General features: G+C 65.4%; 15 protein-coding genes. 9 read left to right on the top strand and 6 right to left on the bottom strand.

Going from position 1 to position 16,708, the window contains the following annotated elements; translation table 11 throughout:
- Window position 1 precedes the first annotated feature (1 nt).
- Genes ABFX56_RS04990 through ABFX56_RS04955 form a run of 8 tightly spaced genes read left to right on the top strand, consistent with a single transcriptional unit; the run spans window position 2 to window position 7,798 of the window.
- The gene (locus ABFX56_RS04990; protein ID WP_346232161.1) at window positions 2-781 is read left to right on the top strand and encodes an ABC transporter ATP-binding protein; all 780 of its coding nucleotides are present in this window, start codon (window positions 2-4) and stop codon (window positions 779-781) included.
- On the top strand, window positions 778-1,950 hold the full coding sequence (locus ABFX56_RS04985) for a M24 family metallopeptidase (protein WP_346232160.1): 1,173 nt from the start codon (window positions 778-780) through the stop codon (window positions 1,948-1,950). The genes ABFX56_RS04990 and ABFX56_RS04985 overlap by 4 nt, the downstream gene beginning before the upstream one ends.
- Before the next feature lie 3 nt (window positions 1,951-1,953).
- Window positions 1,954-3,009 (top strand): aminopeptidase P family N-terminal domain-containing protein, encoded by a 1,056-nt coding sequence (locus ABFX56_RS04980; protein WP_346232159.1) that lies wholly within the window; start codon window positions 1,954-1,956, stop codon window positions 3,007-3,009.
- A gap of 54 nt (window positions 3,010-3,063) precedes the next feature.
- Complete coding sequence (locus tag ABFX56_RS04975) at window positions 3,064-4,143, top strand: ornithine cyclodeaminase family protein (protein WP_346232158.1); 1,080 nt, start codon at window positions 3,064-3,066, stop codon at window positions 4,141-4,143.
- Window positions 4,144-4,175: 32 nt separating this feature from the next.
- Window positions 4,176-4,688, top strand: coding sequence for a LeuD/DmdB family oxidoreductase small subunit (locus ABFX56_RS04970; protein ID WP_346232157.1), 513 nt, complete (start codon window positions 4,176-4,178; stop codon window positions 4,686-4,688).
- The gene (locus tag ABFX56_RS04965) at window positions 4,685-5,947 is read left to right on the top strand and encodes an aconitase/3-isopropylmalate dehydratase large subunit family protein (protein WP_346232156.1); all 1,263 of its coding nucleotides are present in this window, start codon (window positions 4,685-4,687) and stop codon (window positions 5,945-5,947) included. Before ABFX56_RS04970 ends, ABFX56_RS04965 begins: the two co-directional genes overlap by 4 nt.
- Window positions 5,948-5,990: 43 nt before the next feature.
- The gene (locus tag ABFX56_RS04960; protein ID WP_346232155.1) at window positions 5,991-7,259 is read left to right on the top strand and encodes a 3-isopropylmalate dehydratase large subunit; all 1,269 of its coding nucleotides are present in this window, start codon (window positions 5,991-5,993) and stop codon (window positions 7,257-7,259) included.
- 5 nt (window positions 7,260-7,264) lie between these two features.
- Window positions 7,265-7,798, top strand: coding sequence for a LeuD/DmdB family oxidoreductase small subunit (locus ABFX56_RS04955; protein WP_346232154.1), 534 nt, complete (start codon window positions 7,265-7,267; stop codon window positions 7,796-7,798).
- An 18-nt stretch (window positions 7,799-7,816) separates the two neighbouring features.
- Here ABFX56_RS04955 and ABFX56_RS04950 read toward each other — a convergent pair whose 3' ends face one another.
- From ABFX56_RS04950 to gndA, 3 genes are all read right to left on the bottom strand, one after another.
- The gene (locus tag ABFX56_RS04950; protein WP_346232153.1) at window positions 7,817-9,559 is read right to left on the bottom strand and encodes a thiamine pyrophosphate-requiring protein; all 1,743 of its coding nucleotides are present in this window, start codon (window positions 9,557-9,559) and stop codon (window positions 7,817-7,819) included.
- Complete coding sequence (locus tag ABFX56_RS04945; protein WP_346232152.1) at window positions 9,556-11,079, bottom strand: aldehyde dehydrogenase family protein; 1,524 nt, start codon at window positions 11,077-11,079, stop codon at window positions 9,556-9,558. The genes ABFX56_RS04950 and ABFX56_RS04945 overlap by 4 nt, the downstream gene beginning before the upstream one ends.
- A gap of 66 nt (window positions 11,080-11,145) precedes the next feature.
- Entirely contained in the window at window positions 11,146-12,600 is a 1,455-nt protein-coding gene (gene gndA, locus ABFX56_RS04940) for an NADP-dependent phosphogluconate dehydrogenase (protein WP_346232151.1), read from the bottom strand.
- 393 nt (window positions 12,601-12,993) lie between these two features.
- Here gndA and nadE point away from each other — a divergent pair, with 393 nt between their 5' ends.
- Entirely contained in the window at window positions 12,994-13,815 is an 822-nt protein-coding gene (gene nadE, locus ABFX56_RS04935) for an ammonia-dependent NAD(+) synthetase (protein ID WP_346232150.1), read from the top strand.
- 160 nt (window positions 13,816-13,975) lie between these two features.
- On the opposite strand, the gene ABFX56_RS04930 is transcribed toward nadE, so the two are convergent.
- Genes ABFX56_RS04930 through ABFX56_RS04920 form a run of 3 tightly spaced genes read right to left on the bottom strand, consistent with a single transcriptional unit; the run spans window position 13,976 to window position 16,592 of the window.
- Window positions 13,976-14,938 carry a sugar kinase gene (locus tag ABFX56_RS04930; protein ID WP_346232149.1) on the bottom strand — a complete coding sequence of 321 codons (963 nt, stop codon included), beginning with the start codon at window positions 14,936-14,938 and terminating at the stop codon, window positions 13,976-13,978.
- Window positions 14,935-15,585: a bifunctional 4-hydroxy-2-oxoglutarate aldolase/2-dehydro-3-deoxy-phosphogluconate aldolase gene (locus tag ABFX56_RS04925; RefSeq protein ID WP_346232148.1), complete on the bottom strand. Its 651-nt coding sequence runs from the start codon at window positions 15,583-15,585 to the stop codon at window positions 14,935-14,937. Before ABFX56_RS04925 ends, ABFX56_RS04930 begins: the two co-directional genes overlap by 4 nt.
- Window positions 15,582-16,592 (bottom strand): LacI family DNA-binding transcriptional regulator, encoded by a 1,011-nt coding sequence (locus ABFX56_RS04920; protein ID WP_346232147.1) that lies wholly within the window; start codon window positions 16,590-16,592, stop codon window positions 15,582-15,584. The genes ABFX56_RS04925 and ABFX56_RS04920 overlap by 4 nt, the downstream gene beginning before the upstream one ends.
- Window positions 16,593-16,708 lie beyond the last annotated feature (116 nt).

Raw genomic sequence — 16,708 nt, 5'->3', positions numbered from 1 at the left:
CATGTCCAGCCCGTACCTCATCATCGAAGACCTTCACAAGGAGTTCCCTCGTCCGGGGGAGCGGCCGCTCAAAGTGATTTCGGGCCTCGACGTCAGCGTCGAAGAGGGCGCATTGCTGTCGATCCTCGGCCCGTCCGGGTGCGGCAAGTCCACCCTGCTGAACATCATCAACGGACTCGATAGCGCAACATCGGGCCGAGTCGTGGTCAACGGCAAGGAAGTCGGGATCAAGACGCGGTCGCAGGTTCGGATCGGCGTGGTCTTCCAACAGCCTCGACTGCTGAACTGGCGCACCGTCCGGGACAACGTCCGGATCCCGCTCAATGAACTAGGGATCCCCAAGGAGGAGGCTGCCCAGCGGGTCGAAAAATACCTGACCCTGGTCGGCCTCGGCGAATTCATGGACTATTACCCCTTGCAACTATCCGGTGGCATGCAGCAACGTGTGTCGTTGGCCCGCGGCCTGGCCATCGAGCCGGATCTGCTCTTGGCGGACGAGCCGTTTTCCGCGCTCGATGAAATCTCCGCCCGCAAGCTGCGGCAGGAGTTTGTCAGAATCTGGGCGACGACGGGACGCACCATTCTCTTCGTCACCCACAACATCCGCGAGGCCGTCTTCCTTTCCACCCGGATGCTCGTCATCAGCGCGCGGCCGGCCCAAATGTTTCTTGATCTGCCGCTGGACGTTCCGCATCCTCGAGCCCCAGAGGACGACGCGCTGTTCGAGATCGAAAAGAACGTGACGCGCGACTTCATGCGCATGGAGGAGGAGGCATCATGAGCGGAGTTTCATCCACGCTGACCAGGCCCGCGGCATCTTCAGACGCGGCCGGCGAGGAACGGGCGTTGCGCCACCGCAAGCTGCGTGCCGCGATGGCGGAGCAAGACCTCGATGTGCTGCTCGCCTACGCTCCGGGGTGGCGACGGGAAAACGTCAGGTATCTCAGCGATGCGGAAGTTGTGGGCAGCGCCTCGTTCGCGCTCCTGGCCGCCGACGGTCGTCCCAGCGCATACTCCACGAGGCAGGCTGACATCGCCGTCATCGAAGGTGCGGGGTGGATCCAGGACGCGCACCGCATCCGGCTGTCCGACATCATGCCGATGGTCGATCGGTTGCGAGAGTCGAAGCCGAAGCGGGTGGGGATCGCGCACCTCGAGCTCCTGCCGTTCGCGTTTTCGAGCGCGCTGCGGGCCGCGCTCCCCACCGCTGAGTTCGTCTCCGCCACCCGCCTGATGGACAACGCGCGCATGGTGAAGAGCTCGTGGGAGCTGGCACGGATGCGTCGCAGCGGCGAGGTCTGCGCCGCCGGCTGGAAGAGGTTCGTGGAGGTTCTCGAACCCGGCCTCTCGGAGTTCCACATCATTGCCCACGTGGAGAGCGAGCTGAAGAAGCTCGGCGCGGAGGACAACTTCATGCTGATCGCCTCCGGCGGTGACGAAGTGTTGGGGATGACCCCGCCGAGCAGGAGGCGCCTGCAGCGTGGCGACATGGTCCGCACCGAGTTGACGCCTCGGATGGACGGCTACTGGCTGCAGATCTGCCGGTCCGCGGTGGTCGGCACCCCCAGCGATGGGCAGCGCCGGTCGTTCGACCTCTTCAACGAGGCGGTCGAGGCCGGGATGTCGGTAGTCAAGCCCGGCGTGACGGCACACGAGGTGGCGATGGCTGAGAATGACGTCTTTCGACGTCGTGGTTACGGCGAGTACTGCTCGAGCAAGTGGACACGCGTTCGCGGTCACGGGCACGGTCTGCACCTGGATGAGAGTCCGATCATCGAAGGCAACCACACGGTGTTGCCTGAAGGGGCGGTGTTCATCATTCACCCGAACACCTATACGCCGTTGGCCGGGTACCACGTGTTGGGCGATCCCGTCGTCGTCACGGCGACGGGGTACGAGGTGCTGATCGAGACGGAGCGAAAGCTCTTCTCTACTGACGAAGGGATGTGAGTCGTGAAACGCGGACTCGTGGTGCGGGACCGGTCGGAGATCGCCGATGCGGAGTGGGACGGGCGGATCGCTGCGATTCAGTCGGTCATGGCGGAGCAGGGACTCGATTTCGCCCTTGTCTATGGCGACGTGTTCCGCTCCGACGACATCGGCTATCTCACCAACCTCTGCATCTATTGGAACGAGGGCGTCGTCGCGGTCCCAGCGCAGGGCCCAGCTCTCTTGCTGACCAAGCTCTCGCAGCGGGTGCACAGCTGGATGCGACTGACCTCGACCATGACCGACCTGCGCTCCGGTAAGACGTTCGGTGAACTGGTGACCGGGCTGGTAGCCGAAGGTGCGACGGGAGCGCTCGGCCTCGTTGACGCTGAGCTGTGGCCCGCTTCGATCGTGGACGAGGTTCGTGAGGCCCTCCCGGGATGGGACCTGCGGATGCTCGGGTCCCTCGTGCGCGATCAGCGGGCCTTTCCCTCGCCGGCCGAAACCGCGCTCTTACGGACAGGCGCCGCGATCCTCAGCGACGCCCTGGACACCGCGTCGGCACCCGGGCTGTCGACGACCGAGCGGATCGCGCTGCTCGAGCGGGACATCCGTGGTGGTGGCTTCACCGACGTGGCAATCCAGACCGACCTGACCGACGACGGACTGCTCTGTCTCCAGGCGACCGGGGAATACCGGCACGGGTGGCCGCACGCAAGTCGACTGGTGGCAACCGGCGGCCAGACGCCACTGCTGCGAGTGATGCCGACGGCGCTCGACGCTGTCATTCGCTCGGTGCGCCCCGGCGCCTCCTGGGACAGTCTCACCGCGGCCGCCGAGCGCGAACTCGTCAACCTTCCCGATGACGCCGTCTGGGAACTGCGGTGTGTCAATCAGGCCGACATGGCAACGAACGGCGAACTGCTGTCGGCCGAACACCACCGTCGCACGCCCGAAGCTGGCGAGGTTGTGGTGCTGTCGCTGGAGGTGCTGCACTCCGGAAACGCCCGCTCGGTTGTCGCCGAAACGGTCCTCATCACCGCAACCGGTGCCGAGCTGCTCACGACGTCGTCCGACTAGGGGACGCTCGTGCAGACACACACGACCCATCCATACACAGGGAGTTAGCCAAGCATGAGAGTCTTATCGAACGCCGACGTTGAACAGGTGCTCACGGCGGAGGAAACCCAGGCCGTCCTGGAAGTCGCCTACCGGGAACTGGCGGAAGGAAAGGGCGCGAATCGCCCCCGGAACCACACCTACTTCCCCATCGAGGATGCCCGGTACCCGGGATTCCGGTTCCGCTTCAAGTCCCAGGAGGGCGGCAACGTCTCCAGCGGCGTCTGGGGGACCCGCATCACCTCGGACATCGCCGGTGTCGAGACGCTCCCCACCGGTGAGCAGCGGCGGCGACTGATCCCGGCCGCGCCCGGGAACCGTTATGTGGGACTGGTGACCCTGTTCAGCCTCACCACCCTCGAGCCCCTCGCGATGATCCACGACAGCTTCATTCAAAAGATGCGGGTTGGTGCCACCTCCGCGCTGGGCATCCGTGAACTCAGCAATCCCGACGCCCGGGTGGCGGGCATGTTCGGGTCGGGCTGGCAGGCTGCCGCACACCTGGAGCACCTGCTGCTGGTGCGTCCCGGCATCGAGGAGATCCGCGTCTACAGCCCGACCGCCGCCAACCGAGAGAAGTTCGCCACGCAGTGGAGCACGCGCAGCGGCCGCAAGGTTGTCGCGGTGAGCCAGCCGCAGGATGCCGTGGCCGGCTGCCAGATCGTCACGGCCGCCACCGCCGCCATGGAGCCGTGCTTCGATGGCACCTGGCTGGAACCGGGCACGCACGTGACGTGCATCACCTCTCCGGACGGGACGGCCACGCGTCGCGAACTCGACGACACGACGTTCGACAGGGCCGATCACATCGTCGTGTTCTCCCGCGAGCAGGTGCACCACGACAAGCAATTCGACATCTTGGGGCCGGTCGAGCGCGGCAGGTTGACCTGGGAGCAGATCCGCGAACTCGGAGACGTGCTCATCGATCCGGCGCCCGTCCGTCAGAGCCCCGAGGAGATCACCGTCTTCGCAAACAACACCGGCATGGGCATCCAGTTCGGGGCCGTCGGTGCACGGGTTCTCGAACTCGCGGAGAAGCTCGACCTCGGGCACGTCGTTCCGACGGATTGGTTCCTGGAGGACACCACTCCGTGACGACCAGCCCAGCCACGAAGGAAAGGAATGACATGACATCCACGCCACGCCTTGGCGGACCAAGCATTGTGTTCGGAGACAACGTCAACACGGACGTCATCATCCCGGGCAGGTATCTGGTGAGCATCGACCCGGTGGAATTGGGCAAGCACGCCTTCGAGCCGCTCGGCGAGGAGGTGCAGCAGCGCCTCTTCGCGAGCCGCGTCGTCGTCGGCGGCAGCAACTTCGGCTGCGGAAGCGCCAGGGAACAGGCCTCGACGTGTCTCATTGGCGCGGGCGTGACGGCGGTGGTGGCCCGCTCGTATTCCAGGGTGTTCTTCCGAAACGCCATCAACACCGGCCTCGTGGCGGTCGAATGCCCGGACGCGGTGGATGCCATCGAGGACGGTCAGGACGTCTGGGTCGACTACCACGCGGGGATCGTGAGCGTGGGGGACCGGGAGTTTCCGTTCGCCCCCTATCCGCCGATGCTCCGAGACATCCTCGAGAGCGGCGGGCTGATCCCGCAGTTGATGGCCAGCATTGCAAAGGAGACCGGTCGATGAGCAAGACATTCGCAGTCAAAGCGCTGGAGCGTGCCTCGGGAGTGAAGGACGTCGTCCCCGGTCAGATCGTGGATGCCTACCCCGACCTTTACATGAGCCACACCGCCAGCTGGCGGTGCATCAGGACTCTGGAGCGCATGGGTGTCGAGAAGCTGTTCGATCCCGATCGGATCGCGATGGTGATGGATCATGTCTCGCCCGCACAAACGGCGAAGACGGCCGCCGACCACCAACTGTCCCGCGACTTCGCCGACAAAATGGGCATCAAGAACTTCTACGACGTGAACGCCGGTATCGCCCATATCGTGCTCATGGAGAATGGCCTCGTCCGTCCCGGCGAGCTGATCATCGGCACCGACTCCCACTCGACCATCTACGGCGCACTCGGCGCCTTCGGCACCGGGGTGGGCTTCAGCGAGATCACGGCGGCCTGGGTGACCGGCAAGCTCTGGCTGCGGGTGCCGGAGTCGATCAAGATCGTGATCGACGGCCCGCTCCCGGCCGGCACCTATCCGAAGGATGTGATGCTCAAGCTGATCGGCGACCTCACCGCCGACGGCGCGACCTACTGCTCGGTGGAGTTCCACGGGTCGTATGTCGAACAATTGACCGTGTCGGAGCGGATGACGCTGTGCAACCTCGCCATGGAGATGGGCGCGAAGAACGCCTACGTGCCCACCGACCGGGAAACGGAACGGTATCTCGCGGAGGCCGGCGTCGACCTTGCCAGCATCGACCCGCTGTTGCCGGATGCCGACGCGCAGTACCGACAGGTGGTCACTGTGGACGGGCGCTCGCTCGCGCCGCAGATTGCCGTTCCCCACACAGTCGACAATGTGGTGTCGGTCGACGAGGTCGCCGGCATGAAGCTCGACCAGGTGTTCATCGGCTCGTGCGCGAACGCCAAGTATGACGACCTCGCGATCGCGGCCAAGTACCTTGCCGGACACAAGGTTGCCAAAGGAGTTCGGCTTGTCGTCACCCCCGCGTCGGCCAAGGTGATGGCGAAGGCGGCCGCGGACGGCATCATCACGACGCTCATCGAGGCCGGCGCCATGATCACCAACCCAGGCTGCGGCGCGTGCGCCGGCAACGGTGGCGCGATGGCGGACGGCGAGGTCACCCTCTCCACCGCCAACCGCAACTTCCGGGGCCGCATGGGCAGCTACCAATCCAGCATCTACCTGAGCAGTCCCGCCACGGCAGCGGTGTCAGCCATTCGTGGTGTCATCACCAATCCAGGTCTGGTCCTGGAGTGAGGGTGGGCGCAGTGAGAGTCAGTGTCAACATCGGAGGCCGGAAATGAACCTGGTGGAGAAGATCCTCGCGCGCGCGAGTGGCAGGCAGAAGGTGGAGCCCGGCGAGGTCGTCGTCGCCAAGGTCGACCGCCTCATCATGCACGACCTGAGCGGATACCTCACCTCGAAGGTCTACGAGGAGAAAGTCGGGCTGCCCATCCCCGACCCCAAGCGGGTCGTGCTGGTCTTCGACCACCACTTTTCCCCGCCCACCGAACACCAGGCCGAGGTGCTCCAGCACAATCGATCCTGGGCGCGTAAGCACGGCATCAGCCTGTTCGACTGCGGCAGCGGGAACATCCACCACGTCGCCATGCGCCGCGGCATGATTCAGCCGGGCATGATCGTCGTCGGCTCCGATAGCCACACGCCGGTGCACGGGTCGGTGGGCGCACTGGCCGTGGCGCTCGGCAACGACTCCCACGCCGGCACCGTGCTGCCCTACGGCAAGGCGTGGTTCAAGGTGCCGGAGACCGTGCGCATCGTGCTGAACGGCGTACCCCCGGCGGGAACCACGGCACGGGATGTGGCCCTGTGGTTGGTCAACCAACTGGGCGAGGGGTCCCTCATCTATAAGGCCCTCGAGTTCAGCGGACCCTACATCAAGGGTCTCTCATTCTGGGACCGGTGGCTCTTTCCGTTGCTGTGCGTCGACCTGGGCGCCAAGTGCGGGTTCGTGGAACCCGACGACACCACGAGGGCGTTCGTCAAGACCCTGCCGGGAGGCGACCTGGACCTGATGGAGTTCAGCGACGCCGGCGAGGCGGTGACCGTCCGCGAGTTCGATTTGTCGCAACTGGATCCCCAAGTCGCATGCCCGCCGACCGTCGGCAACACGAAACCGATCGACTCGATCGTCGGCACCCCGATCCAGTGGGCCGAACTCGGCGGCCACGGCGGCGGACGGATGGAGGACATCCGGATGGCGGCGGAGGTGTTGCGCGGACGTCGCGTGCACCCGGATGTGCTGTTCAACATCGTGCCGTCTAGCCGGGAGGTGTTCACCGAGGCACTGCGTGCCGGATTGGTTCAGGAGCTGCATGAGGCCGGCGCCACCTGGTTCCCGGCGAGCACCGGATCGAACCAGGCCGCGAATATGGGGGCGATGGCCGCGGGCGAGGCGATGATCTCCACCCACGCCCGGAACTTCCCCGGCCGAAACGGAAGCCCCAAGGCCTCGATGTACCTCGCGTCGGCGCTCACGGTGGCCGCGGCCGCCGTGGACGGCCACATCGCCGATCCACGTCAATTCATGTCAACGGCGAGAGGGTGACTATCGTGAACACGTCGAAAACGACCGATGGACAGACCCGGTTCGAGGGAAGGTGCTGGAAGTTCGGCGACAACATCCCCACCGACCGGCTGGTGAAGACGCAGTACGTCTTCGACCCGATGGAGGAGATCGTCCGGCACGTCCTCGAGGACCTGAACCCGGCGTTCCCGCTTGAGGTGCAGCCGGGTGACATCGTGGTGGCAGGCAAGCACTTCGGCCAATCGTCGGGTCGTGCCATTGCCACCAAGGCGCTGAAGGCCACGGGAATCGGCTGCGTCGCCGCCGACACCTTTGCCCGCACCTTTTATCGCAACTGCTTCGAGGTGGGGCTGCCCCCGTTCGAGTTCGAGGGCATCACCGATCTCGTCAGTGACGGCGATCAGCTCGTCATCGACATCGCGGAGGGCTTGTTCTCGAACCTGACTACCGGCGAGGTTCGCCATGCGACACCGGCGGATCCGTTCCTGCTGGACATGCTCGCCATGGGCGGACTGATCAACCTGGTGGCCTCGCGTCCCGACTGGGCCCTGGGCAAGTAGCCGGCTCGCGGCAGTGACTCAACGCTGCCGAGGTCCTGCCGCCTCGTCGGGTTGGCTCGAAATGGCGGGCAGCCGGATGCTCACGACGGCAGCCTGTCCGCTGCGCACCTGCGCGAGCGCCTCAATGAGCGTCGGCTCGAGTTCGGCGATGGTGCGCACCGTCGCGGCGAAGGCGCCGCCGGCCGCACGTGCGATTCCGGGCAGATCGGCGGACTGGGCGAGATTGACCCAATATCGGTCGTCGCTGTTTGCGGTCCCCGTCGGGTGTTGCTTGATCAGATTCTGCTTCGTGGCGTTCCAGCCGCCGTTGTCGAGGATGATGGTGAGAACGGGCGCCGAATAGTGCTGTGCAACCCAGTACGTGGATGATGGCACGGTGAGGAAATAGGTTCCGTCACCCACGAGGCTGACAACCGTGCTGTCCGGTCTTGCCAGCTTGATGCCGACGGCGGCCCCTCCGCTCCAGCCGAGCGAGGTGCCGGCGTTGGCGAACATCGTCCCGGGTTTCACCCTGGGCAGGAAGCGTGCGATGATGCCCGAATTAGTGATCGCCTCGTTGAGTACCACCGTGTCGTCATCGATGAGCCGGCCGAGCACCGCGCACACTGCTTCGGTGCTGAGCGTGGTGGCGGCGGATGCGCGGTGCGCTTCCCAAGCGGAGCGCTGCTCGTTGTGGATCGCGGTGAACCGCTCAGTCCGCACCGTGCCGCCGGCGCGGTCCGCCGATGGCAGCAATTCGATGAGCTGGTCGAGCAGCGCCTCACTGTCCGCACGGATGAAGCGGTCGGACTCCATGTACCACAGCGGCAAATCCTCCTTGAGCGGGTCGGGATCGATGAAGAACACACGGGCCCCCTCCGCGGGTGCGCACCGCGAGATGATCCAGGGACTGTCGGTGTCGACGGCCACAATGACATCGGCTTCACTGATCAGCTCGTCGACGACATAGCCGAGGTGCAGCGGATGGTTGGCCGGGAAGTTCATGGCCGACGGGGTAGTCTCCACGATGCCGACACCCATCGCCTCCGCGAAGCTGACGAGTTTGCTCACCGCACTCGGGTTGCTGCCGAGATGGGAGGTGATCAGGAGCGGGAAGCGGGCCGCGGCGATCGCCTCGATGAGCTCAGTGGTGAAACCGGCCGGCGCCGGAATTGGTGAAATCGGCTGCCAGCGCTCGGCGGCGAGTTCTCGAGTCTGCACCGGCTGGGCGAGCACCTCGCGGGCGCCGGTGAGGTAGACCGGCCCGCGTGGTGCGCTGTTCGCAATCTGCAGGGCGCGGAACACGAGCTGCTTGACGTTGGTGCCGGTGTGGATGTCGTAGCTCCACTTGACATACGGCCGCACGAGCCCGTGTTGGTCGTGGACGTCTTGAAGATGGTTGACGTGGCTGTTGCGGGTTCCCGGCAGCTCACCCTCCAGCGAGTACGGGGTGAGTCCGGCGAAAACGAAGACCGGCATACGGGAGCGCGCCGCGTTGTGCACGCTTCCCCCGAGATTCGCCGTGCCAACATCGGTGTGCACGAAGACCGCCTGGGCTTCCCCGGTGGCCAGGGCGTACCCGTGCGCGGCGCTCATGGCGGTGGTCTCGTGCGGGCAGATAACGACGGCTGGCACCTCCTCGCCACGAGACCTGGCCCTAGCCAGCGCTTCGATCACGCCAGGATGGTCGCTTCCCAGGTTGCCGAAAATAATCGAGACACCGGCCTGGGCGAGCGCGGCGATCAAGGCGTCCGAGGTGGTGTCCTCGGCGGCCCCGCTCACTTCACGCCGTCGGCGCTGTGAGAGTCAACTTTGCCGTGAGAGTCAACATTGTGGAAAGTGATGCTGTGGAACTCGAGGTACTCCGCGAGACCCGACGGGGAGTTCTCCCAGCCCATGCCGCTCTGTTTGATTCCGCCGAACGGCACGTGCTTCTGGCCGAGCGCGGACAGGCCGTGCTCGTTGATGAAGGTCATCCCGGCCTGGATGCGTGACGCGAACGCGACCGCCCGCTCGGGGTCCGACGACCAGACGGATGAACCGAGTCCGTACTCGGTCCCGTTCGCCATGGCGACTGCCTCGTCCTCGGTGTCGTAGCTGACGATGGGGAGGATTGGGCCGAATTGCTCTTCCGTGACTATTTGATCCGTGGGGTCGGCATCCAGAACCACTGCCGGGCGGAGGTAGTGACCGTTCTCCCACTCCTCGGGGTGGAGCGCCCGACCGGTCGTCGTGATCTTCGCGCCGGCGGCCGTCAGCCGGTCGTTGATCCCGCGGATTTTTTCGAACTGCTGCTGATTGTTGAGCGGACCCATGGTTGCCTCCGGGTCGAGGCCGTGCCCCACGGCGATGCGGCCAACTCGTTCGAGGATCGCCTCGCCGAGGTCGCCGGCCATAGCGCGCGGCACGTAGACGCGTTTGATGGCGAAGCACACCTGACCTGAGCGTCGGAACGCCTGGGCGGTGATCCGATCTGCCGCGAATTCGACATCGGCGTCGTCGAGAACCATGGCGGGATCGTTTCCGCCGAGTTCGAAGTGGATCTTGGTGAGCGAGTCTGCCGCCGACCGCATGATGAGCTTGGCGGTCGCCCCGCCGCCGGTAAACGAGATCTTACGAACGTCGCGATGTGCGACCAGGGCGGAACCGACGTCGCCATCGCCGTGCACGACGTTGATGACCCCTGGCGGGAAGAAACTCGCCAGCCGTCTGAGGATGAGCGACACCGTTAGTGGAGCGAAGGGTGACGGTTTCACGATCACGGTGTTGCCCGCGACCAGGGCGTGGCCGATCTTCTGTGCCGTGAGAATAACCGGTGCGTTCCACGGGACGATGCAACCGACGACTCCGAACGGTTGACGCCTGATGCGCACCCAACTCTCAGGGTCGGTGAAGAGCTCCCCGTCACCGAGAAGCTCCAGCCCCGCATCCGCCGCGAAGCGCAGCATCTGCGCCGCCGAGAGGATCTCCCGCCTCGAGATGGGCAGAACCGATCCATTCTCGCGGGTGAGGAGGATCGCCAGTTGCTCGCTGTTCTCCTCGAGTTCGCTCGCGGCGCGCACCAAGAGCGCGGAGCGCTCCGCCACGTTCTGCGCCCGCCAGCCGGTTTGAGCGCGTGCCGCGACACTGACAACGCGGTCAATGTCGGACGCCGAGGCGGTGGCGACGGTGCCGACGATATCGCTCAGACGACCCGGGTCGACGACGTCAAAGGATCCAGCATGATCGGTCCACTCCTCATCGCCGACGAGCGATCCGATCGTCATGCTCTGCCCTGGTACCACCTGATCCATGAAGCCCATAGCCGACGCCTTTGTTTGTTCGGGACCCTTAGTATCCCCGAGAATACCGCGAGGCGTCGGCGAGGGTCAAGATGCCGCGGTCTGGAATTCGCTGCCGTCGCCGCTCCAGAGTGTGTGGAAGACGCCGTCCTTATCCACGCGTTGGTAGGTGTGCGCCCCGAAAAAGTCGCGCTGGCCCTGCACGAGGGCGGCGGGCAGACGCTTGGCCCGGAGGCCGTCGTAGTAGGCGAGCGACGAGGAAAAGCCCGGTGTTGGGATGCCGGCTTGGGCGGCTCCCGCCACGACACGGCGCCAGGATTCCTGGGCCTTGGCGACGGCATCCGTGAAATATGGCGCCGTGACGAGCGCGACGAGATCCGGATTGTCGGCGTACGCCTCGGTGATGCGGTTCAGGAACACGGCGCGGATGATGCAGCCGCCGCGCCAGATCTTCGCCACGTCGCCCTTCTTGATGTCCCAGCCGTACTTCTGCGCGCCGGCGACGATGGTGTCGAAGCCTTGCGAGTAGGCGATGATCTTCGACGCATAGAGCGCGTGTCGCACGTCCTCGATGAACGCATCACGGTCGGAGACCTGCCACGGCGTGCTCGGACCGGGGAGGTTGGCCGCCGCGGCGCGTTGCTCGGGCTTGGACGACAGAGCGCGCGCGAACACGGCCTCGGCGATTCCGGACACTGGAACTCCAAGGTCGAGCGCGTTCTGAACGGTCCAGACGCCGGTACCTTTGCTGCCGGCCGCGTCGAGCACGATGTCGACGAACGGCTTCCCGGTCTCGGCATCCGTGTGCCGAAGCACCTCGGCGGTGATCTCGATCAGGTAGCTGTCGAGTTCGCCCTTGTTCCACTGCGAGAACACGTCGGCGATCTCGGCGGGGGAGAGGCCGGCGGCGTGCCGCAGTAGGTCATAGGACTCGGCGATGAGCTGCATATCGGCGTATTCGATGCCGTTGTGCACCATCTTCACGAAGTGGCCGGCGCCATCCGTGCCGATGTGGGTGACGCACGGCTCGCCCTCGGCCACCGCGGCGATCGACTCCAGGATCGGGCCGAGGGTTCGGTACGACTCCACGGACCCGCCCGGCATGATCGAGGGTCCTTCGAGCGCTCCCACCTCACCGCCGGAGATGCCGACACCCACGAAATGGATGCCCTTGTCGCGCTGCTCCTTCTCGCGGCGCATGGTGTCGTGGAAGTTGGCGTTGCCGCCGTCCACGATGATGTCGCCGGGCTCGAACAGTTCAGACAGCTGCTCGATCACGGCGTCGGTGCCCGCTCCGGCCTTCACCATGATGATCGCCGTGCGAGGTTTGGCCAGTGAGGCGACAAAGTCCTCGATGCTCTCGCTCGCGACGAATCCTGCTTCCGGATGCTCCGCTACCAAATCCCGGGTCTTCTGCGGCGACCGGTTGTACACCGCCACCGTGTTGCCGGACCGGCTCGCCAGATTCCTGGCGAGGTTCGAGCCCATCACGGCCATCCCGACCACACCGATGTTTGCAGGGCTTTGCACGGGATCTGACACGTATTCCTCCAGCGGCGAGATTTTGGCCTCTTCCAGCGTAGGGCAATGGCAAGTTGATACTGGTAGAGCAGGACGGATTATCGTTGAATGCTCCGCCCTGAAGCGGAAGTACCGGGATCTTCTTCGCGATTCGGTTCCCGATCTTTTCATCGTCGACCCGGAGGGCCCGATTGAACTGGTTGCTGCCCGGATTAGTCTCCGACAGCACGAGTTCATGCCGCCAGCACTTCTCAAATCGCAATACGCTATCCTCGAGCCGCTGGCTCCTGATGAGCACGGTGTCAGGGTTGACATAAGCCTTGAGCCTGTGGCGGTTGTCGATCTGGCAATCTCCGCGTTGCGGATCGATTCTCTCTCTCCCGTGTCGACCCTTAGCAGCAGTAGGGTGCTGTCATGCGTCAATTGCAAGCAAAGATCATCCGCGACTTGCATGTCAGGGCGAACATCAACCCTCGGGAAGAGATCGAATTACGGGTCGAATTCCTTGCCGAATACGCCCAGAGAACCGGCGCAAAGGGATTTGTACTCGGCATTAGTGGCGGCCAGGACTCCTCGCTGGCCGGCCGGCTCTGCCAGCTCGCGGTCGAACGGCTGGAGGCTGAGGGCACCCACGCCGAGTTCGTCGCCATGCGACTGCCCTACTCACGGCAGCACGACGAGGATGACGCCCGGCTGGCGCTGTCGTTCATTCGACCGCAGCGCGAAGTGACGTTCAATATCAAACGTGCCGTCGACGGCTTCACCGCCGAATATCTGGATGGCGTCGGGGCTGCACTGAGCGACTTCAATAAGGGGAACGTCAAGGCCAGGGCACGGATGATCGCCCAGTACGCGATCGCCGGCCAGCGCCGACTGCTTGTGGTCGGCACGGACCACGCTGCCGAAGCAGTGACTGGCTTCTATACGAAGTTCGGCGATGGCGGGGTCGACCTCACCCCGCTCACGGGGCTCTCCAAACGTCAGGGACGGGCGCTCCTGCAGGAACTGGATGCCCCCGAACGGCTCTATCTCAAGGTGCCGACCGCCGATCTGCTCGACGGCATCCCGGGCCAGACCGACGAGGAGAACCTGGGGATGAGGTACGAGGACATCGACGACTATCTCGAGGGCCAGGATGTGCCGGTCGAGGTTGCCGAGGCTATCGAGGCGCGCTATCTGATGACGGAGCACAAGCGTCGCGCTCCGGCCACCCTCTACGACACTTGGTGGCGGTAGGCTGCCTCTCGGTCCAGCCGCCCGGTCCTCGAGCGGCCCCGGTGGTCGACCCGCCCCGGTGGTCGTGCCGCCTCGGTGGTCGAGCTCGTCGCTACCCGCACCTTAAACGACGACGACGAACCAGCTGATATAGGTCAGCCGGGGCTGTCAAGTGCCGTACCTATCGGCTCACCGGTTCGACGCCGCCGAGCAGAGCGAGTTCATGCCGGCGCGGGGTACCCTCCCAGTCGCCGTTGGTGAGGCAGGCGTAGGCGCCTACCGTCACGGCGGTGGTCAGCCGGGCCGGCACATCCTCGCCGAGTAGTAAGTCGGCGAGATAGCCGGCGACGAACGCGTCACCGGCGCCGACGGTGTCGACCACCGGAACCTTGACGGCCGCCCTCTCGTAATCGATGCCGTCCACGACAGCAACCGCGCCGCGGGCCCCCAGCTTGACGATCGCCTGTCCGGCGCCGGCATCGACCAGCCGGTGCGCGAGTTGAAGCGGAGTCTCGGCGTTCCCCACGGCGATGGCCGCTTCGTCGTCGCCGGCGAACACGATATCGGCCTGGGGGATGATGCGCAGGTACGCCTCATGGGCGGCCTGGCGGGACCACACCTTTCCACGGAAATTGAGGTCGAACGACACGATCGTGCCCGCGTCCTTCGCAATGCGGATCGCCTCATCCACGGTGTGAGCCATGGTTTCTGACAGGCCGGGCGAGATGCCTGTCACGTGCAGCAGCGCCGCGTTCCGGATGATGTCTGGGTCGACCTCGTCGGCGCGCAGCCGGGAACCGGCGTTGTTCTTCCGGTAGTACCAGACGTGCGTGTCGACGCTGGTGCGGTATTCCTTAACCATCAGTGCGGTGGGCGCATCCGGGTCCCGTGGTGCGACAACGTGTACTCCTTCTGCGCCGATCTCCCGCACCACGAGGTCGCCCAGGGAGTCGGCGCCGACCTTCCCGATCCAGGTCACTTCGGTGCCGAGCCGGCTCAGCGCAATAGCCACGTTGCTCTCGGATCCGCCGATGCCCAGATGCATCGTGTGGGAGTGCTGCAGCGGTCCGAACGACGTAGATGCGACAAGCGCCATGGTCTCGCCGAGCGTGACGACACCACCACGGTGCGCGGACGATGTCATCGGGTTGCCTCGCGGACGATCTCGACCGCCCGCTTGGTCCGCTCGGCCAGCCCCTGCAGCGAGCCACCCTTGAGGGCGTCGCCGATCAGCGGACCGCCCAGGCTCACCGCGGTAGCGCCGGCGTGCAACCATGCCGGGATATCGTCCAGTGCGACTCCGCCGGACGGCACGAACTTCAGGTACGGGAACGGACCGCGCAGATGCGATCCATACTTCGCACCCACGGTTTGGGCGGGGAAAATCTTGACGGCGGTGGCTCCGGCCCGCCAGGCGGAGTGCAGCTCGGTCGGGGTGAGCCCGCCGGGGAACACCGGAAGCCGATGCTTGAGCGCGAGGGCGATGATGTCCAGGTCGGTGACCGGGGTGACCAGGTATTTCGCGCCCGCGTCGATCGCGCGTTGCGCCTGAGCCACGGTGGTGATCGTGCCCACTCCGATTTCCACTTCAGTTCCGGTGTGTTCGATGAGGTCCGGTAGATGCTCGATCGTTCCCGGAGTACTGAGGGTGAGTTCCACGCAGCGGACCCCGTTCTGGCCGAGCACCGCCACCACCTGGTCGTAGTCCTCGGCCCGTGCCGCGCGGAGCACCGCGATCAGCGGTGTCTGTAACAGTGCCTGGGATGGTTCGCTTCGTGTGCTGTCGGTCATGGAGTCGGCTCCTTCGGTGATGGATGTCGCGCGACGGATGTCGAGTGTCGTACGACGAGGTGGGTGGGAACGTGTGCGGTGCGGCTGGGTGCCGTGCCGAGGATCGCGGCGGCGGCCAGGGCGCCGAGTGCGCGCGACGAACTGTCCACGGTGGTGAGGCTCGGCCACGCCAGACCGTCGGGCAGCGAGTCGTCGCATCCGATGACGCTGACCTGTCGCGGCACGTCGATGCCCGACTCGCGCAGTGCGCAGAGCGCCCCGAGGGCGACCTCGTCGTTGAACGCGATGACCGCGGTCACCACTCGCGTGTCGATACCGGATGCCGCCTGCCAGCCTGCGGCGAAGTCCGGCGTGTCAGTGCCGACGGTGGTCACGCGCATCCCCATCGACTGGCATGCTCGATCGAGGACCGCCCGCTTGTGCCGGCCGGACCACGAGCGGACGGGGCCATCCAGGTAGACCAGGCTGGTATGGCCCAGTGAGTGCAGGTGTCGTACGGCGTCGGTGAAGCCTCGGTCGATGTCCACCACCACCTGGTGCAGCTTCTCGGGCAGCGGCGTCTGGGGTGCGAGCGCGCAATTGGCGAGCACGACCGGCATCCGTGCCGCTGCCGCGATGATGCTGTCGTCGTCGAGCCGGCTTGAGGCCAGGACAAGCGCGTCTACCTGGCTCGTCATCCGCCGAACGATACCGAGTTCCCGTGCCGGGTCTTCGTGGGAGTCGCCCACCAGGAGACCGATGTCACGGACGTCGAGCCCAGACTCCAATTCAGCGAGGAATGACGAGTAGAACGGATTCGTCACGTCGGGGAGGATCACTCCCACGTTGCCGGTCGACCCGGTGACAAGGCTCCGGGCCAGGCGGCTCACCGTGAAGTCGAGTTCGGCAGCGACGTCGAGCACGCGCTGCCTGGTCGGTTCGATCACCGAGGGCGATCCGCTGAGCGCCCGGGATGCGGTGGCGACAGATACGCCGGCGGCCGCGGCCACCTGCCGGATCGTCGTCATGTCACCGCCCCTGTCGCAATGAAACCGGTTACATCACAGTGTAACCCAGTGCCGGGTGCCGGCCGCGCCCGTTTGTCACGACCGCATACGGGCGAGCAGGCGCGGTCGTGACGAGC

The organism is Parafrigoribacterium mesophilum (assembly GCF_039652555.1).
GTDB lineage: Bacteria > Actinomycetota > Actinomycetes > Actinomycetales > Microbacteriaceae > Parafrigoribacterium > Parafrigoribacterium mesophilum.
Note: the sequence above shows the minus strand (reverse complement) of the source record. Positions and strands in the feature narration are given on the sequence as shown.